The sequence below is a fragment of the Bradyrhizobium sp. CCBAU 53421 genome (assembly GCF_015291625.1).
GTDB lineage: Bacteria > Pseudomonadota > Alphaproteobacteria > Rhizobiales > Xanthobacteraceae > Bradyrhizobium.
Map to the genome: position 1 here is coordinate 2,422,076 of NZ_CP030047.1, position 25,989 is coordinate 2,448,064.

29 protein-coding genes and 1 tRNA gene are annotated in these 25,989 nt (G+C 64.4%); 11 read left to right on the forward strand and 19 right to left on the reverse strand.

The genetic code is table 11. The annotated features are described in order from the left end of the window. Positions 1–146: 146 nt before the first annotated feature. Positions 147–953: an isocitrate lyase/phosphoenolpyruvate mutase family protein gene (locus XH92_RS11435; protein ID WP_194459300.1), complete on the reverse strand. Its 807-nt coding sequence runs from the start codon at positions 951–953 to the stop codon at positions 147–149. 69 nt (positions 954–1,022) lie between these two features. Beyond that, on the reverse strand, positions 1,023–1,922 hold the full coding sequence (locus XH92_RS11440) for an alpha/beta fold hydrolase (protein ID WP_194459301.1): 900 nt from the start codon (positions 1,920–1,922) through the stop codon (positions 1,023–1,025). Between the two features lie 108 nt (positions 1,923–2,030). Here XH92_RS11440 and XH92_RS11445 point away from each other — a divergent pair, with 108 nt between their 5' ends. After that, positions 2,031–2,540 (forward strand): MarR family winged helix-turn-helix transcriptional regulator, encoded by a 510-nt coding sequence (locus XH92_RS11445; RefSeq protein ID WP_194459302.1) that lies wholly within the window; start codon positions 2,031–2,033, stop codon positions 2,538–2,540. Positions 2,541–2,550: 10 nt separating this feature from the next. On the opposite strand, the gene XH92_RS11450 is transcribed toward XH92_RS11445, so the two are convergent. From XH92_RS11450 to XH92_RS11480, 7 genes are all read right to left on the reverse strand, one after another. Next, a complete protein-coding gene (locus tag XH92_RS11450) occupies positions 2,551–4,386 on the reverse strand; it encodes a bifunctional 2-polyprenyl-6-hydroxyphenol methylase/3-demethylubiquinol 3-O-methyltransferase UbiG (RefSeq protein ID WP_246788371.1) in 1,836 nt (611 codons plus the stop codon). 63 nt (positions 4,387–4,449) lie between these two features. After that, positions 4,450–5,724: a cytochrome P450 gene (locus tag XH92_RS11455; protein WP_194459303.1), complete on the reverse strand. Its 1,275-nt coding sequence runs from the start codon at positions 5,722–5,724 to the stop codon at positions 4,450–4,452. Between the two features lie 219 nt (positions 5,725–5,943). After that, positions 5,944–7,215, reverse strand: a complete 1,272-nt coding sequence (locus XH92_RS11460; RefSeq protein WP_194459304.1) for a cytochrome P450 — start codon at positions 7,213–7,215, stop codon at positions 5,944–5,946. A 202-nt stretch (positions 7,216–7,417) separates the two neighbouring features. Beyond that, positions 7,418–7,648 carry a hypothetical protein gene (locus XH92_RS42945; protein ID WP_246788372.1) on the reverse strand — a complete coding sequence of 77 codons (231 nt, stop codon included), beginning with the start codon at positions 7,646–7,648 and terminating at the stop codon, positions 7,418–7,420. Between the two features lie 52 nt (positions 7,649–7,700). Beyond that, positions 7,701–8,561 carry a cyclic nucleotide-binding domain-containing protein gene (locus XH92_RS11470; RefSeq protein WP_194459306.1) on the reverse strand — a complete coding sequence of 287 codons (861 nt, stop codon included), beginning with the start codon at positions 8,559–8,561 and terminating at the stop codon, positions 7,701–7,703. A 106-nt stretch (positions 8,562–8,667) separates the two neighbouring features. Further along, positions 8,668–8,838, reverse strand: coding sequence for a hypothetical protein (locus tag XH92_RS11475; protein WP_246788373.1), 171 nt, complete (start codon positions 8,836–8,838; stop codon positions 8,668–8,670). A gap of 35 nt (positions 8,839–8,873) precedes the next feature. Next, the gene (locus XH92_RS11480) at positions 8,874–9,065 is read right to left on the reverse strand and encodes a hypothetical protein (protein ID WP_194459307.1); all 192 of its coding nucleotides are present in this window, start codon (positions 9,063–9,065) and stop codon (positions 8,874–8,876) included. 146 nt (positions 9,066–9,211) lie between these two features. Here XH92_RS11480 and XH92_RS11485 point away from each other — a divergent pair, with 146 nt between their 5' ends. From XH92_RS11485 to XH92_RS11500, 4 genes are all read left to right on the forward strand, one after another. Continuing rightward, complete coding sequence (locus XH92_RS11485) at positions 9,212–10,024, forward strand: helix-turn-helix transcriptional regulator (RefSeq protein WP_246788374.1); 813 nt, start codon at positions 9,212–9,214, stop codon at positions 10,022–10,024. A gap of 478 nt (positions 10,025–10,502) precedes the next feature. Further along, positions 10,503–11,651 carry a DUF898 family protein gene (locus XH92_RS11490; RefSeq protein WP_194461218.1) on the forward strand — a complete coding sequence of 383 codons (1,149 nt, stop codon included), beginning with the start codon at positions 10,503–10,505 and terminating at the stop codon, positions 11,649–11,651. 4 nt (positions 11,652–11,655) lie between these two features. Beyond that, positions 11,656–12,780, forward strand: coding sequence for a M48 family metallopeptidase (locus XH92_RS11495; protein WP_194459309.1), 1,125 nt, complete (start codon positions 11,656–11,658; stop codon positions 12,778–12,780). 30 nt (positions 12,781–12,810) lie between these two features. Continuing rightward, positions 12,811–13,056, forward strand: a complete 246-nt coding sequence (locus tag XH92_RS11500; RefSeq protein ID WP_194459310.1) for a hypothetical protein — start codon at positions 12,811–12,813, stop codon at positions 13,054–13,056. A gap of 13 nt (positions 13,057–13,069) precedes the next feature. Here XH92_RS11500 and XH92_RS11505 read toward each other — a convergent pair. Together XH92_RS11505 and XH92_RS11510 are read right to left on the reverse strand one after the other, a co-directional pair. Then, positions 13,070–13,830 (reverse strand): IS5 family transposase gene (locus XH92_RS11505; RefSeq protein ID WP_210345578.1). Its coding sequence is split into 2 segments (ribosomal slippage): positions 13,070–13,485 and positions 13,485–13,830, totalling 762 coding nucleotides; the frame shifts between segments, so codons are not numbered across the junction. Positions 13,831–13,924: 94 nt separating this feature from the next. Further along, positions 13,925–15,073 (reverse strand): ABC transporter substrate-binding protein, encoded by a 1,149-nt coding sequence (locus XH92_RS11510; RefSeq protein ID WP_194459311.1) that lies wholly within the window; start codon positions 15,071–15,073, stop codon positions 13,925–13,927. Between the two features lie 405 nt (positions 15,074–15,478). Here XH92_RS11510 and XH92_RS11515 point away from each other — a divergent pair, with 405 nt between their 5' ends. After that, complete coding sequence (locus XH92_RS11515; RefSeq protein ID WP_194459312.1) at positions 15,479–15,691, forward strand: hypothetical protein; 213 nt, start codon at positions 15,479–15,481, stop codon at positions 15,689–15,691. 9 nt (positions 15,692–15,700) lie between these two features. On the opposite strand, the gene lspA is transcribed toward XH92_RS11515, so the two are convergent. The 5 genes from lspA to XH92_RS11540 all read right to left on the reverse strand — a co-directional run bounded on the left by lspA (position 15,701) and on the right by XH92_RS11540 (position 21,217). Then, on the reverse strand, positions 15,701–16,204 hold the full coding sequence (lspA, locus tag XH92_RS11520; RefSeq protein WP_210345548.1) for a signal peptidase II: 504 nt from the start codon (positions 16,202–16,204) through the stop codon (positions 15,701–15,703). Positions 16,205–17,112: 908 nt separating this feature from the next. Next, the gene (locus XH92_RS11525; RefSeq protein WP_194459314.1) at positions 17,113–18,108 is read right to left on the reverse strand and encodes a LysR family transcriptional regulator; all 996 of its coding nucleotides are present in this window, start codon (positions 18,106–18,108) and stop codon (positions 17,113–17,115) included. Between the two features lie 87 nt (positions 18,109–18,195). Beyond that, complete coding sequence (locus XH92_RS11530) at positions 18,196–19,227, reverse strand: MerR family transcriptional regulator (RefSeq protein ID WP_194459315.1); 1,032 nt, start codon at positions 19,225–19,227, stop codon at positions 18,196–18,198. A gap of 526 nt (positions 19,228–19,753) precedes the next feature. Beyond that, entirely contained in the window at positions 19,754–20,551 is a 798-nt protein-coding gene (locus XH92_RS11535) for a DUF2927 domain-containing protein (RefSeq protein WP_194461219.1), read from the reverse strand. Between the two features lie 93 nt (positions 20,552–20,644). Next, positions 20,645–21,217 carry a L,D-transpeptidase gene (locus XH92_RS11540; protein ID WP_194459316.1) on the reverse strand — a complete coding sequence of 191 codons (573 nt, stop codon included), beginning with the start codon at positions 21,215–21,217 and terminating at the stop codon, positions 20,645–20,647. A 140-nt stretch (positions 21,218–21,357) separates the two neighbouring features. Between XH92_RS11540 and XH92_RS11545 the strand changes: the two genes are divergently transcribed. The 3 genes from XH92_RS11545 to XH92_RS11555 all read left to right on the forward strand — a co-directional run bounded on the left by XH92_RS11545 (position 21,358) and on the right by XH92_RS11555 (position 23,833). Further along, a complete protein-coding gene (locus XH92_RS11545; RefSeq protein ID WP_194459317.1) occupies positions 21,358–21,564 on the forward strand; it encodes a hypothetical protein in 207 nt (68 codons plus the stop codon). Positions 21,565–21,600: 36 nt separating this feature from the next. Beyond that, the gene (locus XH92_RS11550) at positions 21,601–23,145 is read left to right on the forward strand and encodes an acetolactate synthase large subunit (RefSeq protein ID WP_194459318.1); all 1,545 of its coding nucleotides are present in this window, start codon (positions 21,601–21,603) and stop codon (positions 23,143–23,145) included. A 151-nt stretch (positions 23,146–23,296) separates the two neighbouring features. Beyond that, positions 23,297–23,833 (forward strand): hypothetical protein, encoded by a 537-nt coding sequence (locus XH92_RS11555; RefSeq protein WP_194459319.1) that lies wholly within the window; start codon positions 23,297–23,299, stop codon positions 23,831–23,833. A 383-nt stretch (positions 23,834–24,216) separates the two neighbouring features. Here XH92_RS11555 and XH92_RS11560 read toward each other — a convergent pair whose 3' ends face one another. Further along, a complete protein-coding gene (locus XH92_RS11560; RefSeq protein WP_194459320.1) occupies positions 24,217–24,453 on the reverse strand; it encodes a hypothetical protein in 237 nt (78 codons plus the stop codon). A gap of 181 nt (positions 24,454–24,634) precedes the next feature. Here XH92_RS11560 and XH92_RS11565 point away from each other — a divergent pair, with 181 nt between their 5' ends. Then, positions 24,635–24,775: a hypothetical protein gene (locus tag XH92_RS11565; protein ID WP_194459321.1), complete on the forward strand. Its 141-nt coding sequence runs from the start codon at positions 24,635–24,637 to the stop codon at positions 24,773–24,775. A 69-nt stretch (positions 24,776–24,844) separates the two neighbouring features. On the opposite strand, the gene XH92_RS11570 is transcribed toward XH92_RS11565, so the two are convergent. Beyond that, on the reverse strand, positions 24,845–25,216 hold the full coding sequence (locus XH92_RS11570; RefSeq protein ID WP_194459322.1) for a DUF4118 domain-containing protein: 372 nt from the start codon (positions 25,214–25,216) through the stop codon (positions 24,845–24,847). Between the two features lie 180 nt (positions 25,217–25,396). Here XH92_RS11570 and XH92_RS11575 point away from each other — a divergent pair, with 180 nt between their 5' ends. Further along, positions 25,397–25,696, forward strand: a complete 300-nt coding sequence (locus tag XH92_RS11575) for a hypothetical protein (RefSeq protein ID WP_194459323.1) — start codon at positions 25,397–25,399, stop codon at positions 25,694–25,696. Positions 25,697–25,872: 176 nt separating this feature from the next. On the opposite strand, the gene XH92_RS11580 is transcribed toward XH92_RS11575, so the two are convergent. Then, positions 25,873–25,947, reverse strand: a tRNA-Val gene (locus XH92_RS11580). Positions 25,948–25,989: the final 42 nt, after the last annotated feature.

Genomic DNA, 25,989 nt, shown 5'->3' on the forward strand with positions numbered 1-25,989 from the left:
CGGACGCGCGCCCGATGACAGGCTCTGTGAAGCAATCCAACTCTCCACGCGTGGAGGGATGGATTGCTTCATCGCTTCAGCGCAAAATTGCATTGCAATTTTGTCGCGCGCTCCTCGCAATGACGAGGGGCTGGCGATATCCCGGCTCAGCCATTCGGCTGCAGAAACGTGCCGTACTGCTTGCTGGACGTGACCGCGGCGGCAGCCTCTCCGATCACCCGCATCGCCGCCATCATCGGCCACGGTCCGAGGCTGATCCTGCGAACACCGACGCGGGCGAGCTCGCCGATTTCGGGAACGCCCCGCGTCACCATGATGTTGACCGGCAGCAGCGTCAGTTGAACGAGCCGCTCGATCAGCGCGAGGTCGGTCAAGCCCGGCACAAAAATGCCGTCGGCGCCGGCCTCGGCATAGACCTTCGCGCGGCTTGCCGCTTCATCCAGGCACTCTTCCGGCGAGCCGAATTTCAGCAGGAACGGATCGGTGCGCGCATTGATGAAGAGATGAATTCCGGCCTTCTGTGCCGCGTCGCGCACGACCCTGATCTTCGCGGCGTGCTGTTCGGGATCGACGAGTTGCCGCTTGCCGCCCAAAAGCCCGTCTTCGATATTGATGCCGATCGCACCGGCTTTTAGGACACTGGCTGCTGAATTCGCCGCCGCGTCCGCTGTGTCGCCATATCCTGCCTCGAGATCGATCGATACCGGCACCGGGACGGAAGCGGTCATCCGCGAGACCAGACCTTCGATCATGTCGAGCGGGGCATTCTCGCCGTCGGCATAGCCGAGCGCGGCCGCGACCGCGCCGCTGCTGGTCGCCACCGCCGGCGAACTCTTTGCGATGGCCTTGGCGGTCGCGACGTCCCAGGCGTTGAACAGGACGAGCGGGTCGTCGTCCTTGCTGTGAAGAGCATGAAAGGCTTCGGCGTATTGCTGCTGTGTGGTGGCGTCCATTGCGCGCACTCCTGGTTAGTGAGAATTCGAGAGACTTTGTGACGCGGCTGCGGCTTGCGGCACGGCTGCTCAGCCGGCGGCGTGTGTGGTGAACCAGTCCATGATCAGACCGGTAACCTCGGCCTCACGCTCGAGGTGCGGGAAGTGCCCGACACCGGGCAGCACAACGCGCTGATGTGGCCCCTTGAAGAGTGGCTCTTCCTTGATCGAATACCGCGCTGTCGGATCGTTGCCGCCATAGATCGTCAGCGTCGGCGTATGCATGTCGTTGATCGGCAGCCGGCCCGCAACGCCCGCATCGACCAGGCCGTTGTAATATTTCAGCGCCGCCTTCATGGTGCCGGGAGCGCTAAGCGTCTCTTTGACCGAGCGGAGATGCGCTTCGTTCTCAAGGGTTGGCGACCACAGCTTCCAAAGGTAGTCGACGAAGGGTAGTCCCTCGATGTTGACCGCAGAGTGAGCGCCAGGCACCGTAAAGAAATAGACATGGAACACCGATCGAACGGCATCGGGATCGCTCCTGAGGCTCGGGATTGTGATCGGGTGCGCCGTGTTCATGACAACCGCGGCCTTGATCGCCGACGGCGCCGTGGCCAGCACCTGGAAGGTTGAGGTGCCGCCCCAATCCATGCCGACGACGTAGGCCCGTCCGTCGTCGCTCAGCGCCGCGATCAGCGCTTCGAGATCATGGCCCAGCGCGATCGGGTCGAAGATGCCGTCGGCCGGAATCTCGGTCGGCGCATAGCCCCGCAGGAATGGCGCGACCGCGCGATAGCCGCCATCCGCGAACACCTGCAGCTGCTTGCGATACGACCAGGCGTTGTCGGGAAAGCCGTGCATGAACATGACCAGCGGTCCGCTGCCCTGTTCGAGATAGGCAAATCGTACGCCGTTGGCCTGCACGTATTTCAGCGCGGGTTCGCTGCCGGTGGCGTCGGGCGTTGCCAGCGCACTGCTTCGGATCGTCATCGCTCCACTCCATTTTTTCGTCGTTGTTGCTCTCCCGGATAAATATGTGCGCAGCGCACATATCCGGTCAAGTTGTTTTTTGTGCGCAGCGCACATATTGTTCCCCGCATGGAAAACGGAATCGCCAATCTGCTGGGCGCGCTGTCGCTCGCCGTCATGGATCGGATCGAACAGGGCGCACGCGAGGTGGTCGGCCGCGGCGGCGAGACGCCTGCGGCCCTCATCGTCATCGGCTACGGCCAGGGCATGACCAACGACAAGCTGAGGCGGATCCTCGGCCTGTCGCACTCCGGAACGGTCCGCCTGGTGGATCGTCTGGTCTCGGACCGGCTGGTCGAGCGCCGTCCGGGCAAGGACGGCCGTGAGGTCGCCTTGCATCTGACGGCGTCAGGCGCTGCATCCCGCAACGAATTGCTGGCGTCGCGGATATCGGCCGTGACGTCATTGCTCGACGTGCTGTCGTCTGCCGAACGCAAGCAGCTTGCGACGCTGATCCGCGAGCTGCTGGCAAGGCAGGACACATCAGAGATGGACCGCTTCACGATCTGCCGGATGTGCGACGACAGGGTTTGTACCGATTGCCCGTTGCCGACCAACAAGGGTCAGCACGCGCGCTAGCGCGTTGCCGTCAGCCCGCGGTCTTGCCCGCCGTGAACACGTACATATCCCAGAACGTCTCGGGGTGCGCGACCTCGAAGCGGTGCCACTGCTCCAGATTGGTTTCGTCAGCGGTGCCCGGAAATTGCTTGCGGAATCGGTCGAGCATCGCCGGATCGTCGAATGGCTCGAAGCCCTGGAACGTCAGGCCGTGTTCGTTCAGGAACGCCGCGATCTCGGGGAGCGTCAGCCGATGCTCCATCACGTTGAACAGCAGATCGCGGCAGCCGCTCATGCTGTAGAAGTCCTTGGCGCCGATCAGCGGCTTCCATTGCTCGGCTTCGCGGAAGATGTCCTGGCGGCACCGCCTGATGTCCTCAGTGGTGGCGCGATAGTTGCGCGCCGCGATGCGGGCGCGGGCCTCGACGATGACGCGGCGCGCCAGTTCGCTGTAGAGCCCGATGCGCATCGTGCCGCCCGGCCGCAACAGCGAGACCAGCACGCGCCATCCGGCAAAGGGCTCGGCAAGGTGGTGCAGCACGCCGACCGACTCGATGCTGTCGAAGCTGCGGCCGATCGCACCCAATTCCAGGATGTCCGCCTGCGCATATTCGACGTTGCGGAGGCCGAGCTCGCGCGTCTTGCGGCGCGCATAGGCGAGGCTGGTCATGCTGATGTCGACCGCGAGCAGGCGGGCGTTCGGATAGACCTGCGCGATCTGGATCGCATGCGAGCCGGTGCCGCAACCCGCGATCAGGATATCCCGTTCTGCCTGCTGTTCCGCGGTCGCGACGGTCCGTCCCCGCGCCCGGTCGGCGGTGAAGGCCGTCAGCGGATTGACGGTCCAGCGCGGATAGGGATTTTCCTCATACTGGCGCATCACCTCGACCGATGTGTCGTTCCTGATCGGGGTGAGCGTCGCAATGGCGCCGCGCTCCTCCATTTCCTCGCGCGGCTCGCGAAGCTGCACCCGTAACAGGCCGGCCGTGGCCGCGGGCCAATCCCGGCGCAGCAGCGCGTCCGCTTGCGGGAGTGCGTGAAGCGGGGCGTAGGCCGCAACGACCGCCAGCGTGAGCGGCGCGATCGCGGCCCCTGACGTCAGGTCCCGCAGCAATCGATCGCGCAATGCGCCCGCGAGTTCGGTTTCCGCCTGGGTCTGTCCGTAAGCATATTCGTTGATGAAGCATTGCCGGGCGAGTGCGCAGGCGAGACCAACGGTCTCGTCGTCGACCTCGCCTTCGTTGCTCGCGAGCCGAAGCAGTTCGGCCCGCGCATATCCCAGCAGCACCTCGATCTGCATGTTAGCCAGCGTCGTCGCTTCCATCGCCGCACGCAGGAACAGGTCGCGCGCAAGTGGAGCGACGCCGTCAGTGCCGAACAATTCGTCGTTCGTGAGCGGCAGCGGCCACTTGCCGGCAATCCGCCCGACATAGCCGGCGACGGTTGGGCTCTGCAGGATGAAGCCGACGGCCTTCGCATCCATGCCGAGCGCAAGCGCATTGCTGAAATGTGCGGCCGCCTTGGCGCGATTGCCCAGCGCCTGGTAGGAATTGCCGGCGTTGTAGTGACAGGCGGCGTTCACCTCGTCCGAGGCAATTGCTTTCGTGAACATCTTCGCGGCAGCCCGGTGATCGCCGGCTGCCTGCGCCATCAGGCCGAGCAGGTTCAGGGCCTGCACATGGCCAGGCTCGCGCGCGAGGATTTGCCGGCAGATCTCCTGCGCCTCGTTGAAGCGCCGCATCCCGTAGAAGCGGCTTGCTTCCGCAGCAAGCCCGGCAATGCCGACCACTGCAGAGGCGAAAGCGGGGGCGTTTCCGGTGGGCTCGTCCCGTCGCTTACCGGCCGCACGCCGTTCTTTTCGGTTCATGGTCCGTCAACTGGCCCAATCTGCAAGATGCCGCTGGACAGCGCGCCGAAACGACGCCCGGGCTCAGCCCGGGATCCGCACCGGCAGGTTCTCGATGCCACGCACGAAGCTGGAATAGACCCGCTTCGGCTCGCCGACCACCTCGATGCGGTCGAAGCGCTTCAGCATCTCCTGCCAGACGATCTTGAGCTGCAGCTCGGCGAGGCGCATGCCGACGCAGCGGTGGATGCCGAAGCCGAACGACAGGTGGATGCGCGGCCGGGCGCGATCGATGATGAACTCGTCGGGACGGTCGATCACCTCGTCGTCGCGGTTGCCGGAGACGTACCACATCACGACGCGGTCGCCCTTTTTGATGGTCTTGCCGCCGATCTCGGTATCCTGAAGGGCGGTGCGCCGCATATGCGCCAGCGGCGTCTGCCAGCGGATCACCTCCGGCACCATGGTGTCGATCAGATCAGGGTTCTCCTTCAGCTTCCTGAATTGCTCGGGATGCTCGTGCAGCGCCAGCACCGAGCCGCTCATGGTGTTGCGCGTGGTGTCGTTGCCGCCGACGATGAGCAGGATGATGTTGCCCATCAGATTGTCGGGATCCATGTGCCGCGTGGCGTCGCTATGCGCCATCATCGACAGCAGATCGTTCTTCGGCGGCGCGTTGACGCGCTCGTTCCACAGCTTCGAGAAATAGGCGTAGCACTCGTCCATCTCCTGCCGCCGCTGTTCCGGCGAGTCGACGACGCCGCTCTTCGGCAGCGCGGTGGAGACGTCGGACCAGCGCGTCAGCTTGCGCCGCTCCTCCCAGGGGAAATCGAACAGCGTCGCCAGCATCTGGGTGGTCAATTCGATCGAGACGCGCTCGACGAAATTGAAGGTCTCGTTGCGCGGCAGATTGTCGAGCACGCTTTGCGAGCGCTGGCGGATCAGCTTCGCCAGCTCGTCGAGATGATTGGGCGTGAACATCGGCGACACGGTCTTGCGCTGATGGGCGTGCTTCGGCTGGTCCATCGCGATGAAGCTCGGATAGTCGTAGCCGGGCGGCACGTCGCGGATCGAGATGCCGCCGAGCGTGGAGTCCGAGGAGAAGATGCCGTGGCTGGTGTCGACATGCATAATGTCGTTGTACTTCACGACCGACCAATAAGGCTCAATCGGCGAGTTGGTGCAATAGTGCACCGGCTCTTCCTTGCGCAGCCGCTCGAACCACGGCCACAACGTGTCGTTCTGGAATAGTCTTGGCGCGCCGGGATGAAAATCCTTGAGCGGGGTCGCATAGGCTTCCTCGCGCGCCTGGCGCAGCAGCTCGGCCCGGTCGGCGCTGACTGCGGCATGGATGTTCATGATCTTCTCCACATAAATCTGGCAAGCCGCACGGAGGTGGTTGGGCTCTCTCCCCCCTTGCGGGGGAGAGTTGGAGAGAGGGGTGAGCCACGAGCACTGCCCGCGCGGCTTACCCCTCTCCCTAACCCTCCCCCGCAAGGGGGGAGGGAACCCATCCGATTGTTCCTTCCTAACTCAGGCCGGCGACGCAAATGGTTCGACTCAATACGGGATGCGCTTTCACGCGGCGATGCGCACCGGCAGCGTCTCGTAGCCCTTGATGAAGCTGGAATACACCCGCTGCGGCTCCTCCACCACCTCGATCGTGTCGAAGCGCTTGAGGATCTCCTCCCAGATGATCTTGAGCTGCAGCTCGGCGAGACGCAGGCCGACGCAGCGATGGATGCCGAAGCCGAACGAGATGTGGGTGCGCGGCCGGGCGCGGTCGATCAGGAACTCGTAGGGCTTCTCGATCGCCTCTTCGTCGCGGTTGCCCGAGACGTACCACATCACCACCTTGTCGCCCTTCTTGATCTGGCGGCCGCGGAACTCGAAGTCGGCGAGCGCGGTGCGCCGCATATGGGCGAGCGGCGTCTGCCAGCGGATCACCTCGGGCACGAAACTGTCGATCAGCGCCGGATTCTCCTTCAGCTTGCGGTACTGCTCCGGATGCTTGCTGAGCGCGTAGATGCTGCCGGACAGCGTGTTGCGCGTGGTGTCGTTGCCGCCGACGATCAGCAGGATCAGATTGCCGAGGAAATTCTTCGGATCCATGTTCCGCGTGGCGTCGCTATGCGCCATCATCGAGAGCAGATCGCTCTTCGGCGGCTGGCCAGAGCGCTCCTTCCACAGCCTCGCGAAATAGCTCGCGCATTCCATCAGCTCGGCCTGCCGCTCGTCCTCGGTGGCGACGAGGCCGCCGGCGCCGGGCAGGGTGGTCGCGACGTCGGACCAGCGGGTCAGCTTGCGGCGGTCCTCCCACGGGAAGTCGAACAGCACCGCGAGCATCTGCGTCGTCAGCTCGATCGAGACCTTGTCGACCCAGTCGAACACCTCGCCGCGCGGCAGGTTGTCGAGGCACTCGGTCGAGCGCCTGCGGATATTGATCGCGAGCTCGTCAAGATGCGTCGGCGTGAACATCGGCGCCACGGTCTTGCGCTGCGCCGAATGGCGCGGCTGGTCCATCGCGATGAAGCTTTCGCGGCGCAGGTCCGGCGGCACGTCGCGGATGGTGATGCCGCCGAGCGAGGCGGCCGAGGAGAACACCGCGTGATTGGTCTCGATGTCCATGATGTCGTTGTAGCGGGTGATCGACCAGTACGGGCCGAACATCGAATCCTTGCAGTAGTGCACCGGCTCCTCGCGGCGCAGCCGGTCGAAATACGGCCAGAAGGTATCGGTCTTGAACAGCTCGGGATCGCCGGGATCGTAGTCCGAAAGCGGAAGCGTGTTGGCGCGTTCGCGTGCGGCGTCCAGATTGCTGTCGTCGACCAGATCGATGGTCCCGTGCATGAGCGGCTCCTCAACCGTTTCGCTGCCGGGCATCGCCGGCGCGGCATGTTTTACCGAATTACATTCTCATTCCGCGGTTTGCGCAAGGGCTCTCAGCGCGCATTTGGCCGCATTGATGCCAGGCCAAAGCGGCCGAATCCGGGCTTTTCGGGTGATGGACGGGCCGGGGCGGCAACCAACGCCGTTTGAAACGGCGTTTGATTCAATCGGGCGGTGCGGGCGCCGGCTGTTGGCTGGCAGGCTTGTCGCAGGGGTAGGTGTCCTGCAAGCCCCAGAGCAGCAGGAGGGCGACCGCCATCTCGCCTTTGGCGGACCGCTTGTCGGCGGATTTGAGCATGATCTCTTCGGTCTGCTCGCTGCTCAGTGCGAGGTCGCCCGGCATGCAGAACAACATCTGGCCGCCATGCCGTTTCAACCAGGCATTGGAAGCCATCATGCCGCCCCTGGCGCCGTCCAGATACATATGATTGAAGATGCGAAAGTTCTCATTCTTCGGATTGCGATAGGAATCCAGCCGTACGTCGACGGCAGCGGCGGGAGCAGCCGTGAGCGCCAGGAAGCACGCCGACAATATCCATTTGATCATCGCACCTGCCCTCGTTTGCGGCGGCGTCCTTGCTGGTCGTTCCATCACCTGATCGGTAAGTATGTATTTCCCTCGTTGAGGTTCGAAGTTCGTTCTCGCCGGCCGGGGGTATCGGGACCGCGAAGGAACGACCCGGCTGGCGTCCCGTGTTGGCCAGCAGGCGGTTGATCGACAGTTTCAGGAAGTGGAAAGCCAGGGCAGGATCGGCATGGCACACCTGGGCGAGGTCGCGCTCGGTGAGCCAGAGCAGCTCGACATCGGAAATTGCCTGAGCCGTCTGGGTGCGCTCTCGCGCCGTCGAGAAAACGCCAATTTCCCCGAACAGCTCTCCGGCCCCCAGAACGAGATCGATTTCATTCAGGCGTACGCTTCCCTTTGCAAGCAGATAGATGCGGTCGGCGTGATCGCCTTGCCTGAAAATGATCTCCCCGGCCTTCCACGTCGCCGCTTTCATGAACGGACATAGCGGTTCGGTTGTGAATTCGCCCTTGGATGCCTGCTCCACAATTCGCCTGAGGCGGAGCATCTGGACTGTTCGGACGGCGTTGAGGGGCAGCAGAACCGAGTGAAGGATGAGGATCGGATACAAGCCGTCGAAGAACGCGTATGCGATGAACGCGACATTGCTCAAGATGGCCGCGATCCTGAGCGGGAGCATCGTCTTCATGCAAAACGTGGCGAAGACGAGAAACGATGCGAGATAGCCGGCAGCCTCAACCCAGGACTTCGAGCCGCAGAGCAAACCGTCTGGGCAGAGCATTTCCGCGTCCTTCTATGAACTTGCCCCTGAAGAGCGGGACGACCCCTGCACATGCGGCTCAAGGGGCCTGGAAACCGAAGCAAACGCAAGATCACATGCTGATCGGCTAGAAGAAGCCGGCACTGAGATCCAGCCCATAAGTCACCGACAGCAGCCAGACCAAGAGGGCGGCTCCGCAGAACAACGCGGTCTGCTTGAGGACGTTTGCTTGCAGTGACGATGCGGGGAATATCCGGACAAAAGCCTTCGCAATCGCAGCAGCTGCAACGGCGCGCATGATGATCTCCAGCAGGGGGCGCCAACAGCGCTCGATCAGGGAATGTCGATCGCCGGCAACGGGCCAGTAGGTCGGATCAACCCTTCGCCGGGCGGCTGCTGCACGAAGGCCGCGAGTGCAATCAAGACTACGCATGATAGGGCGATGAAAAAGCCGAGACGCCATCGCCGCTCCGTCCGGTCGTCGTCGGGCGTGTCAAGCCGGCGCGCGCCCATTGCAGTGCGCATCGTTAATCTCCGAATATCGTGACGGTGAGAAGGCCAGTCTTCCCAACACCCGCACTGAATATCGCGCCACGTGATGCGCCTGGGAACTACCTAGAAAGGTGGTCCGGTGTCTCCTATGCTTGCTCGAAGGTCGGTGACCTGCGCACTTGTTTCGGGGGGACATGTATCTATCCACGGATTCCACCAATCCGCAGAATCAAGATGTCTATGCGCTCTGGGATCGGCTGGCCGAGTTCTCCGTCGGCGACGGCGACGCCGCACTGACACATCTGCTAGCCGCACTGCGTACCATGTTGTCGGCACGCAATGTGCTATGGGGTGTTGTCGTGCGATTGCCTTCGCCGAAGCGGGCCGATCCCTTGCTCGGTTGGCGTCCGCGCCTCGTCCGGGTGCTGGACCCGATACCGGCGGTGGCAGCATCCGTGCAGAAGCAGTTCGATACGCTCTGGTCCCGCGACGTCGACCTGTCTCAGATCCTTTCCATGTCGGGAGATGAGCCGTTCCGCGTCCGCCTGTTGTTCGAAGCGCTGCCGCCGGAATGGTTCGAGGGCGAGCACTATCGGCGGCACTATTTGGACGTCGGCTTCGCCGACAGCATTTCCGTGCGCATTGCGCTCAATGACGACGTGAGGATTCGCCTGTTCGTATTTCGCGATGCGGAGGCCCCTCGCTTCTCGGCGCAGGACGGCCAGCGTCTGGGCTTCGTGATGCGCGGGTTGAGATGGTTTCACCGTCAGCAACTGCTCAGCCACGGTCTGCTGATCGCCAATGCAGCCCTGACACCTGCTGAACGCAGGGTGTTGCTCGCACTGCTCGACGGGCACACGGAAAAGCAGATCGCACAGAGGCTTGAGCAAAGTCCGAACACCACGCATTTCCACGTCAAGTCGATCTACGCCAAGTTCGGCGTGCGCAATCGCTCGGCGCTCACCGCGCTGTGGCTCGGCAAGCTGCGATAACGAGCTGCGGTCGCAGTCTCATGCGGCAAGATGCGGCGCGTTTCGGCGAGAACAGAAATCCTGGCCATCCCGGAGGACCCATCTCTGAAAGCGAACCGCGCCGGGTTTCGGAGTGCGGACACAACTACGCTGGATTTGACCTCCCTCGCATTTTTGAGCTGCAGAACCGGCGAAAAAATCGAGGCGAAATTCGCAAGTTCTTTCAGGAGGATCTGGGATCGAATTGTTCTCAAAACGAAATCGAGTCGTTCTCAAAGTGTCCGCACAGGGCGGCGGCCACCAGGCTCCGACGGTGGTCGATACGCGCATCGGGCCTGCGCGGTTTCCGGCAATCTCGTTAAGGCAAAGCCAACCGCACCCCGCCAAAAATCGCCCGCCGCTCTCGACCTCGTGTGAAACCTGGATCACACTCGCAGCGACAAACCTGTGCTTTTGATGCGCAGAGATTGTCACGTCCTGGAGCTGAACCGTGAACGACATGAGCTGGACCCCGCCGGGGCCGCCGCAGCCGCCGCCGCAACCGGTTCCGCCGCCGATGCCGGTGGCGTTTTCGGGGAGCCGGAACGAGTTCTTCCGCCTGATCGCGCGCGGCGCCGCGCTTGAGCTCGTCACGGTCGGCTTCTACCGGTTCTGGCTCACCACCGACATCCGCCGTCACCTCTGGTCGAACACCCTGATCGACGGCGATGGGCCGGAATATACCGGCCGCGGCAAGGAGCTTCTGATCGGCTTCCTGGTCGCGCTCGCCATCCTGGTGCCGGTCTATCTCGGCTACGCCCTGCTCGCCATCGAAGCCGAGCACGGCCAGACCTTCGCCTCGCTGCCGATGGTCGCCTTCTTCTATCTGTTCGGCCAGTTCGCGATCTATCGCGCGCGGCGCTACCGGTTGACCCGCACGGTGTGGCGTGGCGTCCGCTTCTGGATGAGCGGCTCGGGCTGGATCTATGCGCTGAAGGCCTCGCTATGGGGCCTGCTGGTCACGATCACGCTCGGCCTGGCGCTGCCATGGCGCGAGGCGGCGCTCGAACGCTACAAGATGCGGCATTCCTATTACGGCGACCTGCAGGGCTCGTTCGAGGGCCGCGGCTGGGACTTCTTCAAGCGCGGCTGGTGGCTCTGGCTGCTGATGCCGTTCGCGATGGTGACGATCTTCGGTCCGTTCGCCTATGCCGCGTTCAAGGCGATCGAGTGGCGCTGGTGGCTGTCGGGCATCCGCTTCGGCGAGGTCAGGCTGGAATCCACCATGCGCCGCAGCGCGCTGATCGGTCTGTACTGGAAGGTGATCGGCTGGGCCATGCTGCTCGGCACGGTGTTCTTTGCCTATCTCGTGCTCTGCACCTTCCTGGCCGCGAGCATCAACGGCTCCTCGATCGCGGACTTCTTCAGGACCGAGGCGTTTGCCAAGAGCATTCCCCTGATGGTCATGGCCGGCATCGGGTATCTTGCGCTTGCGCTGGCGATGAACGTCGTGATGCGGGTCTACCTGATGCGCGATCTCTGGGTCCGGGTGCTGTCGTCGACCATCGTGCACAACATCGAGGCGGCGGCCAACGTCACCGCGCGCGGCGAGCTCGCCAATGCGCTCGGCGAAGGTTTCGCCGACGGCCTCGACGTCGCGGGATTCTAGCGCCATGGAAGCCGATTTCAACGAGGCCAGTTCGGCGGCAGCGCCCGTGCCGGGCGTGGTGTACTTCGACGGCGCATCGAGCCGCCGGCGCATCGTCGCGCTCAAACTGTCCGACGCGCTGGAGATCAGGCAAGACGGCGAACTGCTCGCGCGCTGGGCGTTCCACGACATCCGCAGCGCCGACAGCCCGTCCGGCCTGCTGCGGCTGAGCTGCCTGGCCGCGCCGGCCCTGGCGCGGCTCGAAATCCGCGACGCGCAGCAGACGGCGGCGGTGGTCGCGCGCTGCGACCGGCTCGAGGCCGACCTGCCGAACCGCAAGGGCGTCGCCGGCATCGTCGGCTGGTCGCTGGCGGCCGCGGTGTCGATCGTGCTGGTGGTGCTGTTCGGCGTGCCGCTCGCCGCCGAACGGCTGACGCCGCTGGTGCCTGATTCTTTCGAGCGGCGTCTCGGTGACGTCGCGGAGGCGCAGGTCAAGGTGGTGTTCGACGGCACGCCGTGCAGCAACGCGGCAGGACAAGCGGCATTCGAGAAGCTGGTCGGCAAGCTCAGGCAGTCCGCGGGCCTCGATACCTCGGTGCAGTCGGGCGTGCTGGCGACGCCGGTGCCGAACGCCTTCGCGCTGCCGGGCGGCAAGGTCTATCTGTTCGAGGGGCTGCTGGAGAAGGCGGAAAATCCCGACGAGATCGCCGGCGTCCTGGCGCATGAGCTCGGCCATCTCCGTCATCGCGACAGCATGCGCGAGCTGATCCACAATGGCGGCACCTCGTTCCTGATCGGGCTGCTGTTCGGCGACATCACCGGCTCCGGCGCGCTGATCTTCGCCTCGCGCTCGCTGGTGACGTCGTCCTATTCGCGCGACGCCGAGACCAACGCCGACACCTTCGCGATCGAGACCATGCACAAGCTCGGCCGTCCGGCCAAGCCGATGGGCGAGCTGATGTTCCGCGTCACCGGCAAGGAAGGCGGCAAGGGGCTCTCGCTGGTCTCCAGCCACCCGCTGACCGAGGATCGCCTCGCGCGCATGGACAAGGCCGATGCCACGAGGCCGGCCGGCGGCCAGCCGCTGCTGTCGGCGGCCGAATGGCAGGCGCTGAAGAACATCTGCGCAGCGGGCAAGGGCAAGGTGTGACGCAGGGGATTTCGAGACCGGAGCAGTCCCATGCCAGGTGACGACAGATACTGGTTTCCCGCCAAGCGCTACGGCTGGGGCTGGGGAACTCCGAACAACTGGCAAGGCTGGGCGGTTCTCGCAGGCTTTGTGGCGCTGATCGCGGCCGGCGGCGCGATGGACCTGCCGCAGTCTCCAGCGCGCTTCATCGTCTATGCGGCCGTGCTCAGCCTGTTGCTCATCGCGGTGTGCTGGTGGAAAGGCGAGCCGCCGCGCTGGCGATGGGGCGGCGACTAGGGCCGATCGACATTCATTGCATCCAGATCATTGCGGCTGCGAGATGGATGAAGCCAGTAAAGTTGCCAGATCGCCTGTCATAACGGGTTGCCAAGCGTCGGAAGTGTTTGAGCTGGCAAAAGCAGCGCTCGATGCGGTTGCGCTGTTTGTAGGCGTCGGCGTCGTGCGGAATGATGATCCTGCGGGTGCGGTTTGACGGGATCACCGCCGTTGCGCCGATTTCCGCGATGATCGCACGCAAGGCGTTGCTGTCATAGGCCTTGTCGGCGAGCACGGCATCGCCGCTCTGGCCGTGGAGCAGTGCGGGCGCCTGGGTGATGTCATTAACTTGCCCAGCCGTGACGATGAAGCGGAGCGGACGGCCGAGCGCATCAGCCAGCATGTGGATCTTGGTGGTCAGTCCGCCTCGGGAACGCCCCAGCGCCTGATCTTTGGCCCCCCTTTTCCGCTCGTCGCCTGCTGGTGGGCGCGAACGATGGTGCTGTCGATCATCAGATACTGGTTGTCGCGATCGGCGGTCAGAGCAGCGAACACGCGCTCCCAGACGCCGGCATGGCACCAGCGGCTGAAGCGCTGATGCACCGTTTTCCACTTGCCGTACCGTTCCGGCAGGTCGCTCCAGTGTGCGCCCGATCGCAAGACCCACAAACATCCGTTGACGAACAGTCGATTGTCCGCAGCCGTCCGTCCCGGGTCGCCAGCTTTCCCCGGCAGCAGTGGCGCAACCCTCGCCCATTGCGCCTCCGTCAGCTCATATCGTTTCGCCGCCACCATCTGCTCCGTGTCTCGAATCACGGAACTCTATGAATCAGCGATCAAACCGCTTGGGAATCCTGAATGTCGATCGGTCCTAGCCTTTCCCGGGTGCCTACTTCACCAGCCTGAACTTGCCGCCCTCGACCTTGATCAGGAACGCCGACCGCTCGTCATAGCCGTTGTGGTCGGTCGGGCTCATCGTCGAGAGGCCGTTGTTCAGATAGACGTCCTTGCCGCGCTCGAGCTCGTCGCGCAGCGCGGCGCGGAATTCCGGCGTGCCGGGCTTTGCCGTCTTCAGCGCATTCGCCGCCGCGCGCTTGAACAGCGTGACGGCATCCCACAGATGCGCGCCGAAGATGTTCGGCTTTTGCCCGTTGACCTTCTCGTAGGACGACACGAATTCGTCGCGCGCCTGGCGGAACGGATCGCTCGCCGGCAGGTCGTCGGCGATGGTGAAGGCCTCGCCGGTGAAGATCGCGCCCTCGACATTGGCGCCACCGAGCTTGATGAATTCCTCCGATGCCACGCCGTGGGTCTGGAAGATCTTGCCGGCATAGCCGCGGCTGCGCAGCGCCTCCTGCGGCAGCACCGCCGGCGTGCCGGCGGAGGCGATGAACACCGCCTCCGGGTTGGTCGCGATCACCTTCAGCGCCTGGCCCATCGCGCTGGTGTCGGCGCGCGCATAGACCTCGTGGGTCGTGACGGTGAGGCCGAGCGACGGCGCCAGCCGCGACACCTCGGCGTAGTAGCCCTCGCCATAGCCGTCGGACACGCCGATATAGCCGAGCGTCTTGATGCCGGATTTCGCGATGTATTTCAGGATCGCGGCCGCCATCAGATCGTCATTGGGGACCACCTTGAACGCCCAGCGGCGGCGGTCGTCCATCGGCCGCACGATCGCGGTCGCCGCCGCGAGCGAGATGATCGGCGTCTTGCTCTCCACGGCGACGTCGAGCATCGGCATGGTCACCGGGGTGAGCGAGGAGCCGATCAGGATGTCGACGCCGTCCTGGATCACGAGGCGGCGGGCATTCTGCGTGCCCTTGGTCGGATCGGACTCGTCGTCGAGCGCGATATAGGTGACCTTCTCGCCGCCGATCTCCTTCGGCAGCGCCGCGATGGTGCGCATCTGCGGCTGGCCGAGCGCCGAGCCCGGCCCGGACGCGGACACCACGACGCCGACCTTGATGTCGGCACGCGCGTCCGGCGCAATCAGCATCGCGCCCGCGAGTACCCAGAGTCCGGCCATGGCCAGCTTCATTGCAAATCCTCCCAGCAGGTTCTTGTTCTCACGATGATAGCCGACCGGCATCCGGCTTCGCATCATATTGATTCCGCCTGATGCGTCTGTCCCCCTGATTGGGGACATCCGGCAGCGCCTGGGAAGGGCTCGCGCCTTCGAGGACGCCGCCCCCGCCGTGCAGGTTCTCGATCGGGCTGAGGCCCGGTCCTGAACCTCACGTTTACCAATCCCTTAAAGGCCGCGGGAACCAGTTTCCCTAATCGGGCGGCAATGTCTCCCTGCTATTTGAAGGATCAGAAAAGGGAGTACGAACCATGTTCAGCATTGTTCGGATCCTCGTCTTGATCGCATCTGCGTATGCGGGATCCGTGGTTGCGGGCGTGCAGTTGGACGGCGCGCCATCGTCGCAAGCGGTCGGCGTCCATGATTGAGCATCACCCGATCGCGCCCGAGCACGCGCGCGCCATTTGCGAAGAGATCGGCGAGCGGCTGCGCTATGCGCTGCGCGACGATTACGCCGATTTGCCGCCGAGGCTGCGCGAACTCGTGAACGAGCTCGCGCTGCAGGATTGCGAGGCGCCGTCGCTGGTGCCGACCATGGCGGAGATGACGCGGCCGTTGGTCATCGCCGCCTAGCATCTCAGCCTAGCTGTCGCCGAGGCCTGCCTTGGTCACCTCCAAGGATGGCAGGAGCGCGGCAAGCAGGACGAGCGCGACCCCCAGATCGATTGAAACGTCGGCGACGTTGAAGATCCAGACAAATCGAAGTTTCGAGGCGTCGAACAGGTCGACGACGGCACCCAATCGAAGACGGTCGATCGCATTTCCGGCCGCTCCGGCGCCGATCAAGGCGAATCCGAACGCGTTGATGGTCGATGTCGATCGCCGCAGGACGGACCCGAGCAGGGCCGCCGCTGCGGCAAGGCCGACGCAAGCGAGCGCCCAGCGCGACAACGCACCGTAGTCGGGAATGAGGCCGAAAGCGTTGCTGCGATTGAACACGAGCGTGAGGTCGATGGGGCCCGGCAGCTTCACGGTGGCGCTGGTATCCAGCGATTGAAGGGCCCAATGCTTTGTCAGCTGATCCAGCGCCAGCATCGCGAGTGCGACGCAGAGCGCGATGATGCGCGAGCTTCGATATCTTCTCACGAAACCGTCTCTCGCTCCGCCGCCGTCCACGCCATGAAGCAGCAACCCCGGTATCGCACCAAGGCCTCCTAGAAGGGCGCCCAGGTTCCGTTCAGAATCGTCAATGATGGTGGCGCCTGATGTCGCGGGCCGGGCTTGAACAACCCTGCGACCAAAAGATCATTGATCGCGTTCAGACGAACCGCGTCGTCTTGGACGTGGCCACCCCACTGTCGAACGCAGTGTGCCCGAAGCACTGCCTCGACCGCAGATGCGATGGAGTTTGCAGCTTGCCTGGGCTTATCAGGTTGACCTAAGTCGGAGGCGGCGGCCAGGATGCAAGCCGAGCTGAACTTGGACTCATCATGAGACTTTGATGGAAGGGTATATTCGCTTTTCATGGCAAGGAAGACGTCGGGCGCCACCCCTTCGCGTTCGCAAACGGACCAAGAGGGAGCCCACACTTCGCAGGTCAGAAACACCGCCTGACGGCCTGAGCGAAGCACTCCATTTTCAGCGTGCGTCCACTTTTGGCATCCCGGCTCATTCCAACCAATGCGTCCAAACGAAATTTTCTTTTGATTGGGTGAGCCGCTCCCCAGCGCGTCCAACTGAGTTGATCGCACCGCTACGCGATGGCGCTCTGCGTGGATTAGCGAGTTCAGTGCGCTGAATATTTGAGTCCAAGTTCGTTCAACCCACGGCGGAGCAGTCGTCGGATTTCCAAGAACGGCATAAACCTGATATTTGCGGTCTCGAAATCCCACTCGTTGCCACACCCACAGTTGCCGCGTCGAACTCTCGGACGGCGGTCATCATTAGCAGCCTCGCCAATGTCCGCAATGGGTCCTGAGTGGGCCTGCTCTTTCGATCGCCCAAGGTCGGAGCAGGATCAAGGCGGCGCGTTCCGTGGCGCGCGTCCGCGTGCGTCAGACGTTCTTCGCGACCTTGCGCGTCCGCGTCGGGCCGGCGCCGGCGATCGCCGGCTTGATATTCCACACCGCGCGCACGGCCGCGAAGGCGTGGGCGATCACCGGCTCCTGGCGGCGGGCGGCAAGGCAGGCGAACGAGAGATCGCAGGTCAGCTTCACCTTGTCGGCGACCACGAATTGGTGCGGCCGCGCCATCCGCGGCGCCAGCACGCTGTCGCGCGCGAGGGCGAGGCAGAGGCCGGATTCGACGAAGTCGATCATCGCCTCTTCCTGATCGGTGTAGCCGACGCGCTTCGGCAAGGCGCCGAGCGGGCGGAAGATGTCGTCGAGCAGCCGGCGGTGGCCGGAATGCGGCGGTGTCGCGAGCCACGGCAGCTCGGCGAGCTCGGCCCAGCCCTTGCCGATCACCCGGTCCCGCCAGCCGATCGGCGCGATGACGCGGTAGTCGTAGCTGAGCAGCGGCGCGAGCTGGTAGCGCCCGTCGGCGATGGTCCGCTCGCCGAAACTGTGATGGACCAGCTGCTCCTGGGGCGTAGCGTCGACATAATAGCCGACGTCGAGCTCGCCCCGGCCGACCTGCGCCAGCACGTCGTCGCTGACGCCATGGCGCAAGAACACTTCGGTGCGTTGCGAGGACATCGCAAGGCTGCGCACGAACGGGCCGAGCCGGGTGAATTCGGGGTCGAGGATGGTGCCGACGCGCAGCGTGCCGCGCTGCGCCTCGTTCAGCGAGTCCGCCATCGCCTTGAAGTCGGATGCCGCCGCCACCGCCCGGTGCGCCAGCGGCAGCAGTGCGGCGCCGGCCTCGGTCAGCGTGAAGCCGCTGGGCGTGCGGTTGAACAGCTGCAATCCGGTGCTTTCCTCCAGCGCCTTGAGTTGCAGGCTGACCGCCGGCTGGGTCAGTTTCAGCATCGCTGCGGCGCGCGATACGGTGCCCTCACGGGCAACCGTGATGAAGCAACGCAAGGCCTGGGTACGGGGAAGCTCGCTCATTGTGTGAGCTTATAGCACACTTTTTTGCCGTGCATCCGACCTGCGTCATGCATTGTTATGTGATTATAATACAACCAATGCGAGAAGTCAGGTTGGCTGCCACGCAACCATGCCTTCGGTGCGCGCGCGCACCTCGGGCGAGGCGAGGCAGGTCGCGACCGCTTCATAGCCTGCCGCACCCGGCACCGGCGTGACCGAGATCGGCACGCTGTGATTGGCGGGGCACAGGATGATCGCTTCATCGTCGCCGACCGCGTCGAGGTCGAGGATCGCGTTGGAGCGCGTCAGGAAGAACAGCGGCGGCGCCTCAGGTCCGCGGCGGCGCAGATGCGCGATCACGGCCTCCTGGCTGGTCGCATCGAGCCCTTGCTCGAGCATGTCGATCACCAGGATCGCGTCGCCGCCGGCTTCGAGCGCGGCGAGCAGGGTGGTCAATGCGGGCGTCTCCACCGCGCCGTCGGCGACGAGGACTGCAAGGCGCGCCTCGACCCTCGTTTTGTGCGCCGGGTCGGCGTCGAGCCGCGCGCGAACCGCAGCACCGCCGTCGGCGGAGCGGTCCAGCCCCACGAAGCTGGCGCCGGGCAGTACTTCGGCGAGCCGTTGCGCGAGGCGGGTCTTGCCGCTGCCGAGCGGGCCGACGATGTAGTTCAGCCGCTTGACGTCGCGCAATTCGAAGCGCTCGCCGCCCCACGGCCACGGCAGATCGAATGCGACGCCGATCGCGGGCCGCGCGCCGACCGCACCGACGAGGTCGCGCGGCGCGGGCATCTTGCCGCGGGCGAGGTCGGTGCGCAGCAGGCGCACCCTGGCGATGCTGTCGCCGGACTGGCGCATCCGCGCTTCGAGCGAGGCCTCGTGCGCGGCCAGCACGCGGTCGAGGATGACGGCGTCGCCGTTCAGGATCCGCGCCACTTCATTGATGCCGAGGCCGAGCGCGCGCAGCGCGACGATCTCGGCGCCGCGCGCCATCTCGGCCGCACCATAGGCGCGCCATCCCGCCGGCGTCCGGCCGGGCGCGATCAGGCCGCGCTCCTCGTAGAGCCGCAGCGCCTTGGCCGAGATTCCGAGCTGCCTTGCAGCTTCGGACGGACTGAGGAAACGGGCAGCAGGAGCATTCATCGAATCACCTCGCGTTGTCTGACCGCACCTCTATGGAGGCGGCCGCAGGGGCAAGGTCAAGCGGGAGGGTGGTGATTCCCACGTTGCGAATTGAGCAGTGTGAGGTGAGCACGCCGGTCAGGCTCCCTCCCCCCTTGTGGGGGAGGGCTGGGGAGAGGGGTGGCCCCGGGCGAGATCGATCGATGAGCGTGTCGCTCTTGCAACTTGTTCGCTTGTCATGACGACTGCGGAGAGCGCACGTCGTGTGGCACCCCTCTCCCCCAACCCTCCCCCGCAAGGGGGGAGGGAGCCCTGCTGCCGGTGCTCACCTCACGTGCGCGTTCCGCTTGATTCACAAGCGGTGCAACGTTCTCGATGTCGTCCCTGCGAAAGCAGGGACCCATAACCACGAATGGTTGTTGGTGAGCGATGTTGGTATGTCGAGTCCCTTCAATAACTCCGGCCGCGGAGTAAGGGTCCCTGCTTTCGCAGGGACGACAGCGGTGTTTGACGCGAGCGTCCGTGCCCATTGCGGCAAAGCCCACCCTCACTCCAGATGATTCACCTTCGCCACCCAGGCGCGGACGTCGGTGAGCACGGCGGGGAGCACGGCCTTGACCTCCTGCACGTTCATGCCGGGCTTGATGCGGGGGTCGTAGAGCAAATTGAGCAGGTATTGGTCGTAGACGTCGAAGAAGCCCATCGAGACGCTGTCGTTGAACATGGTCCACGGCACCGTCGCGGTGTCGTTGATCGGGCCGAGCGACTGCAGCAGCTCCTCATAGGCGCAGTCGAGGAAGACGAAATCGCCGTTGTCGACGGTGAGGATGACGTCGGAATGCTCGATCTCGTAGTTCTCGTTCTTGCGGAAGCCCGACAGGCATTGCGGATCGAGCGAGGTGCGGATCTCCTTGGCGCGCTCCTGGCCGTAGAAGGTCGCGATGGTGCGGTAGAGCTCGCGGTCGCGCACCAGCTTGACCACGACATTGGCCGCCTCGCTGTCATCGGCCATCGCGATGTCGAGATGCTGCACCTTGCTGCGGATGTCGGCGACGACCTTGGCGAGCTGGGCCTTGCGGTCGGCGCGGTTGCCGTCGGCGAACACGCGCACCGGCCTGTCGTATTTGCGGATGCGGTCGACCCGGCCGGCGAGATGATACTCGGCGCCGAACGCGGTCTTCAGGAAACCCTCGACGATCTCGGCGTCGGTGAAGACCTTCTTCTCGTTGCGCTGGCGCGAGGCGATCGCCGGAATCTCGGCGGCGGCGGGCGCGAGGCTATCGGCGAGGCCAACGGCGAGCGCTGCGGCGAGAAGGAGCAGGATCGAAGGACGGTGCTGGGACATCATGACGACGCTGCCGCAAGGTTTGCGGCAGCGCAAGGTGGGATCGGCGATCTTACCGGATGGCTGTGACTGGTTCGGTCGAAATCGTCGCGATCAGTTCTTCACCACCACGGTGGCGCCGACCGAAACGCGATCATAGAGGTCCTTGACGTCCTCATTGGTCATGCGGAAGCAGCCCGACGAGACCGCCTGGCCGATCGTCTCCGGCTCGTTCGAGCCGTGAATGCGGTACAGCGTCGAGCCGAGATACATCGCGCGCGCGCCGAGCGGGTTCTCGATGCCGCCGGCCATGTGGCGCGGCAGATCGGGGCGGCGGCGCAGCATGTCCGAGGGCGGCGTCCAGGACGGCCATTCCTTCTTCGCGGAGATGCGATGCACGCCGCTCCAGCGGAAGCCGTCGCGGCCGACGCCGATGCCGTAGCGCAGCGCCTGGCCGTTCGCCATCACCAGATACAGCCGGCGCTCGGCGGTGTTCACGATGATGGTGCCGGGGGCGTAGTTGGTCGGGTACTCGACGGTGGTGCGCGGGATCGGGCTCACCCCGCCGCCGCCGAAGAAGCTCGGGGCTTCGGACTGGTAGCCTCGGGAGTCGAAGAACTGGGCCTGGGCCTGGCCGGCACCTGCCAGGATCGTGAGCGCGGCAAACATCAAGGCAATCTTGCGCATCGTCGTCGTCCTCGCGAACAATCAAATATGCGCTCAGAGAGGCCACAATCGCCGGCGTTTCGCAAGCGACGAAGCCGTGACACCAGCCATTTTCCGACAACACGGTTTAAAAAGGCAACAGATCGGAAGCGATAGCTGCATTGTCCGGCCAAACCTTTGACGAAGCGGCTGAAGAATGGTTGATCTGGAGCGTCTTCAAGCGAAGTGGGTACCGGTTCGCGTCAAGAAAACGCGGCCAAACAAAAGCTGGAGCGTTTTCAAGCGAAGTGGCCACCGGTTCGCGTGAAGAAAACGCGACCAAACAAAAGGATACGAGCATGATCCGATTCAATCGGATCGTGCTCTGAGCGACCTCAAGAACATCTCGAAACGGGAGCGTGAGCATGAACGGTGCGGAAAGTCTGGTGCGGACATTGGTCGCGGGCGGCGTGGATGTCTGCTTCACCAACCCAGGCACCTCGGAGATGCATTTCGTCGCGGCGCTGGACAAGGTCCCGGGCATGCGCTGCGTGCTCGGCCTGTTCGAAGGTGTGGTGACCGGTGCGGCCGACGGCTATTTCCGCATGAAGGGAACGCCGGCCTCGACGCTGCTGCATCTCGGGCCCGGCCTCGCCAACGGCCTTGCCAATCTGCACAACGCCAAGAAGGCGCATTCCGGCATCGTCAACATCGTCGGCCAGCATGCCACCTACCACATCGAATACAACGCGCCGCTGACGTCCGACATCGAGGGCCTGGCACGGCCGATGTCGGCCTGGGTGCGCACCTCGCCGGACGCCAAGTCGGTCGCCCGTGATGGCGCAGCCGCAATCGCCGCCGCCAGCGGCGCGCCGCCGCAGGTTGCGACCTTGATCCTGCCTGCCGACACCGCGTGGAACGAGGCGGACGGGGTGGCGCAGGTGCCTGTGGAATCGCAGCGCCGGAACTATTCGCCACAGGCCGTCGAGAGCGCCGCCAAGGTGCTGCGCAGCGGTGAACCGACATTGCTGCTGATGACCGGCAGCGCGGTGACGGAGCCGGGGCTGGCGCTGGCGGCGCAGATCGCCGGCAAGACTGGCTGCAAGGTCATGGGTCAGCTGGCGAGCCCGCGGATGGCGCGCGGACGCGGGCGGTTTTCGATCGAGCGGGTGCCTTATGTGATCGAACTGGCACTCGCGGCGCTGAAGGGCTTTCGACACGTCGTTCTCGTCGAAGCCAACGAACCTGTCGCGTTCTTCGCCTATCCGAACAAGCCGAGCCTGCTGAAGCCGGAGGGATGCGAGGTGCATCGCATGACCTCGAGCGGGGAGAATTCGGTGGCGGCGTTGCAGGCGCTGGCCTCGGCGGTTGGTGCCAAGCCGGCCGATGTGAAGCCGCAGGCGACCGTCGAACTGGTGAAGCCGACGGGTGCCTTGAACCACGCGTCGATCGCCCAGGCGATCGCGGCCGCGGTTCCAGACAATGCCATCCTGGTCGACGAATCCATCACGACCGGGCGCGGTTTCTTCCCGCTGACGGCGAGCGCTGCTCCGCACGACTGGATTCAGAATCTGGGCGGCTCGATCGGCTATTCGACGCCGGTCGCGACCGGCGCCGCGATCGCCTGTCCGGACCGCAAGGTGATCTGCATGGTCGGCGACGGCAGCGCGATGTACACGATCCAGTCGCTGTGGACGCAGGCGCGCGAAGGGCTCAACATCGTCACCATCGTGTTCGCCAATCGCATGTATCAGATCCTGCGCGGCGAGTTCGATGGCGTCGGCGCCGGCGAACCGGGCAAGCGGGCGCAGGACATGCTGAAGATCGACCGGCCGACGCTCGATTTCGTCGCGCTCGCAAAGGGCATGGGCGTGCCGGGCAGGGCGGTGACGACAGCCGACGAGTTCAACAAGGCGCTGGCGGAAGCCGTCGCCGAACCCGGACCGCGGCTGATCGAAGTGCAGATATAGCGGGGCAATCCCAAAAGGCCGCGGCGGCGGTCCAAAGCATGATCCGGAAAAGTGCGAAGCGGTTTTCCGAAAAGATCATGCTCAAACAGGAAGCTAAAGCGCGATGATGATCCACCCGATCTCATCGCGCTTTGTCCAGTCGGAGGCGCCAATGCAGACCGAGCTGAACAAGGTGATCGCCGCCGTGCAGGAGTTCTACGCGCAGGAGACGTTCCTGCTGGAGCGCGATCTCGGCGAGCGAACGCTTACTCACCGACTGGCTGTCTATGTCGAGCGGCAGTTTCCCGGCTGGCAGATCGACTGCAACTATGATCGGCTCGGCGAGCGCACGCTGCGGCTGCCACGCGGCTCGGGAAGCTCGACCGATGACCATCTCGGCAAGTCGATCTATCCCGATATCGTCGTGCATCAGCGCGACATCCCGAACAATCTGCTGGCCATCGAGCTGCGCAAGGACAGCAATCACCAGCCGCTCGAACACGATCAGCGCAAGCTGCAGGCGCTGACCGATCCGAATGTCTGGTTTGCCTATGCGATGGGCGTGTTGGTGATCGTCGGACAGGGTGGCGTGAGCTTCTGCGAGATCTATGCCGGCGGCGCCATCGACAGCGCCTCGTCGCGCTGGTTTGCGGAGCGCATGGAAGAGAGCGGACTCGCGGGCAAGCCCGACCATGGCGTTCAGCATTAAGTCTATCGCGATGAATCGTGCTCCGCATTGCCGTGATAGCCCGTTTGGATCATGCGTGGCCGCAGCACGTACGGCAAAACAGAAGGCGCGGGAGGTGGAGCAATTCCTGGAGCTGGTGGTCAATTTTCAGAACGATCCGATGGCGGTGCGGATTATCGGCTCTGCGCCTCTTTCGCTCCCTCTCCCGCACCTCAATTCGCTGGTCCAGCTCTCGCCGGTTCAGCGCTCACTTCGACAAGCCTCACGGTCGCACGCGATCGGCGCATTTGATCTGCGACGAGCCGGGCGGAGGCAACATCCGCACCCGAGACAAAAAAGGCCGCCTGCGGGCGGCCTTTTCCGTGATGGCCAGGTTCGCGACCGGCCAGCGCGATTGTTTCTGTTTATTGCTTGGCCGCATCGTCGCCGGTCGCGGCGGCGCCGGCCTTGGCTCCCTTGGCGCTGGATTTCTTTGCGCTCTTCTTGGCTTTCTTCTTCGGCGCCATCTTGGTCGCCTCGCCCTTGGTCGCCGTGTCGCCGCTTTGCGCGGCGGGGGCCGGGCTGCTGCCGGCCTTGTCCTGCGCGAGCGCGGTGGACGAGACGAAGGCAAGCGCCGTGGCGGCGAGGATCAGTGTTCGCATCGGATGGTTCTCCCAAGTTGGTTTCCGGCGACCCTCAACGGGACAGAATGTCGCAGGGTTCCGCGGCGTCGATCAGCAGTCCGTGAGCGCTGCGTGAACGGCGCAGTTGCCGCGGCACGGCCGGAACCGGGAACCGGGAGCCGCGTTATGTCGCTGGGCAGGAGTTCCGAGGAGAGACGCCATGCGCTGGCGGTCAATGACGGAAACCACCAATACGGTACTCGACACCGCCCCCGAGGATACCTTCTACGCGGTGGGCTGGACCATCAGCGGGCTGGCGACATTGGCCACCATCGTCGCGGTCTGGATGTTCGGGATCTGAGGGCGAACGATCCGCGCAGGCAACCGGCTCGCCATCGCCGGCGGGGCGGACGCGGCCTGCGGCGGCCGGCTATTTCCGCAAGATGACCAGCGCTTCCCGGTAGAGCTGCGAGAAACCGAGCAAGAGCGCGCTCGACAACAGGAATGTCGCGATGCTGTCATAGTCGTCGGCCGTCGGCCAGGCGAACTCGAAATACGGGGGCATGAACACCCACCAGACGATCGGTAGCGTGATGATGGTGGCAAAGGCGCCGGCCGGTGCGCCGCCCATCAGGCCGGCGATCAGGATCGCCGGCACGAAGGCCGCGAAATAGAACTGCATGCCGAAGCTTGCGAACATCTCCTGGGTCGCGGTCGCGAGCACCACCGCCAGCAGGGCGACGACGAACGTCGACAACGACCAAGGCCGCAGCTTCAAAATGTAGTCGTTGCCCTTGCGCATCGAGACGTCCCGGCCTCCGCGAGTTCCGGGAAGGTAGCCGAGGAGGCTTGCAAACAAAACCCCGTACGACTCCGAGGGTCAGCGTTGTGCTGGGCACAGGGAAAAGGAACCGTCCCGGTCAAGCCGCCGCCGCATTGTCGCGCTTATTGCATTGCGGCACGGTGATGGTGGGACAACACAATGCTGGAATTTCTGATTGTCGTGCTGGTCACCGGGATCGGGTTCGCAGCCGGGTACGGCGTGCGCGAGCTGATCTCGCGCCGCAGGCGGCGCTCTCCCCGGCGCGTTCATGCGCCGAAGGTTCGCGCCGCGAATGACGACATCTCCGCCCGCGGCTGGTATCGGCCGCCCGGCGCGCAGGGCGCCGATCAAGCCACCCCGCCATCCGACGAGATCGACGGCGCCGTTCGCGACCTGCTCGGCGAACTCAGCCGGCGCAACGCCAGGCCGTCCTCCGCCCCGCAGCGCCGGAGGCGTTGAAGCCGGAATCCCGTCGCAGCCCGCCGACCGGTCGGCGCCGCTGGTCCAATGACCGGTTGATCCGACTTGTACCGGCTACTTTGCATGGGGTTGTTTTCGACATTTTTGATGAGGCGGTCCCGAAGGGCGCCGGAATGTCGACAATCGTCCGCAACCCGGCGGTTCAGGAAGGGGAATGGTGGACGCACAAGGGATCGAACCTTGGACCTCTCCCGTGTGAAGGGAACGCTCTCCCGCTGAGCTATGCGTCCGGGATCTGACGTATCAACGGCCGCCGGTTGGCGGCCGGTCGA

Bases quoted from the DNA above. Each gene is read 5' to 3' on its own strand.
- XH92_RS11435 (WP_194459300.1), bottom strand. From the start codon at position 953: ATGGACGCCACCACACAGCAGCAATACGCCGAAGCCTTTCATGCTCTT.
- XH92_RS11440 (WP_194459301.1), bottom strand. From the start codon at position 1,922: ATGACGATCCGAAGCAGTGCGCTGGCAACGCCCGACGCCACCGGCAGC.
- XH92_RS11445 (WP_194459302.1), top strand. From the start codon at position 2,031: ATGGAAAACGGAATCGCCAATCTGCTGGGCGCGCTGTCGCTCGCCGTC.
- XH92_RS11450 (WP_246788371.1), bottom strand. From the start codon at position 4,386: ATGAACCGAAAAGAACGGCGTGCGGCCGGTAAGCGACGGGACGAGCCC.
- XH92_RS11455 (WP_194459303.1), bottom strand. From the start codon at position 5,724: ATGAACATCCATGCCGCAGTCAGCGCCGACCGGGCCGAGCTGCTGCGC.
- XH92_RS11460 (WP_194459304.1), bottom strand. From the start codon at position 7,215: ATGCACGGGACCATCGATCTGGTCGACGACAGCAATCTGGACGCCGCA.
- XH92_RS42945 (WP_246788372.1), bottom strand. From the start codon at position 7,648: ATGGCTTCCAATGCCTGGTTGAAACGGCATGGCGGCCAGATGTTGTTC.
- XH92_RS11470 (WP_194459306.1), bottom strand. From the start codon at position 8,561: ATGCTCTGCCCAGACGGTTTGCTCTGCGGCTCGAAGTCCTGGGTTGAG.
- XH92_RS11475 (WP_246788373.1), bottom strand. From the start codon at position 8,838: ATGCGCGCCGTTGCAGCTGCTGCGATTGCGAAGGCTTTTGTCCGGATA.
- XH92_RS11480 (WP_194459307.1), bottom strand. From the start codon at position 9,065: ATGCGCACTGCAATGGGCGCGCGCCGGCTTGACACGCCCGACGACGAC.
- XH92_RS11490 (WP_194461218.1), top strand. From the start codon at position 10,503: ATGAGCTGGACCCCGCCGGGGCCGCCGCAGCCGCCGCCGCAACCGGTT.
- XH92_RS11495 (WP_194459309.1), top strand. From the start codon at position 11,656: ATGGAAGCCGATTTCAACGAGGCCAGTTCGGCGGCAGCGCCCGTGCCG.
- XH92_RS11500 (WP_194459310.1), top strand. From the start codon at position 12,811: ATGCCAGGTGACGACAGATACTGGTTTCCCGCCAAGCGCTACGGCTGG.
- XH92_RS11510 (WP_194459311.1), bottom strand. From the start codon at position 15,073: ATGAAGCTGGCCATGGCCGGACTCTGGGTACTCGCGGGCGCGATGCTG.
- XH92_RS11515 (WP_194459312.1), top strand. From the start codon at position 15,479: ATGATTGAGCATCACCCGATCGCGCCCGAGCACGCGCGCGCCATTTGC.
- XH92_RS11525 (WP_194459314.1), bottom strand. From the start codon at position 18,108: ATGAGCGAGCTTCCCCGTACCCAGGCCTTGCGTTGCTTCATCACGGTT.
- XH92_RS11530 (WP_194459315.1), bottom strand. From the start codon at position 19,227: ATGAATGCTCCTGCTGCCCGTTTCCTCAGTCCGTCCGAAGCTGCAAGG.
- XH92_RS11535 (WP_194461219.1), bottom strand. From the start codon at position 20,551: ATGTCCCAGCACCGTCCTTCGATCCTGCTCCTTCTCGCCGCAGCGCTC.
- XH92_RS11540 (WP_194459316.1), bottom strand. From the start codon at position 21,217: ATGCGCAAGATTGCCTTGATGTTTGCCGCGCTCACGATCCTGGCAGGT.
- XH92_RS11550 (WP_194459318.1), top strand. From the start codon at position 21,601: ATGAACGGTGCGGAAAGTCTGGTGCGGACATTGGTCGCGGGCGGCGTG.
- XH92_RS11555 (WP_194459319.1), top strand. From the start codon at position 23,297: ATGCAGACCGAGCTGAACAAGGTGATCGCCGCCGTGCAGGAGTTCTAC.
- XH92_RS11560 (WP_194459320.1), bottom strand. From the start codon at position 24,453: ATGCGAACACTGATCCTCGCCGCCACGGCGCTTGCCTTCGTCTCGTCC.
- XH92_RS11565 (WP_194459321.1), top strand. From the start codon at position 24,635: ATGCGCTGGCGGTCAATGACGGAAACCACCAATACGGTACTCGACACC.
- XH92_RS11570 (WP_194459322.1), bottom strand. From the start codon at position 25,216: ATGCGCAAGGGCAACGACTACATTTTGAAGCTGCGGCCTTGGTCGTTG.
- XH92_RS11575 (WP_194459323.1), top strand. From the start codon at position 25,397: ATGCTGGAATTTCTGATTGTCGTGCTGGTCACCGGGATCGGGTTCGCA.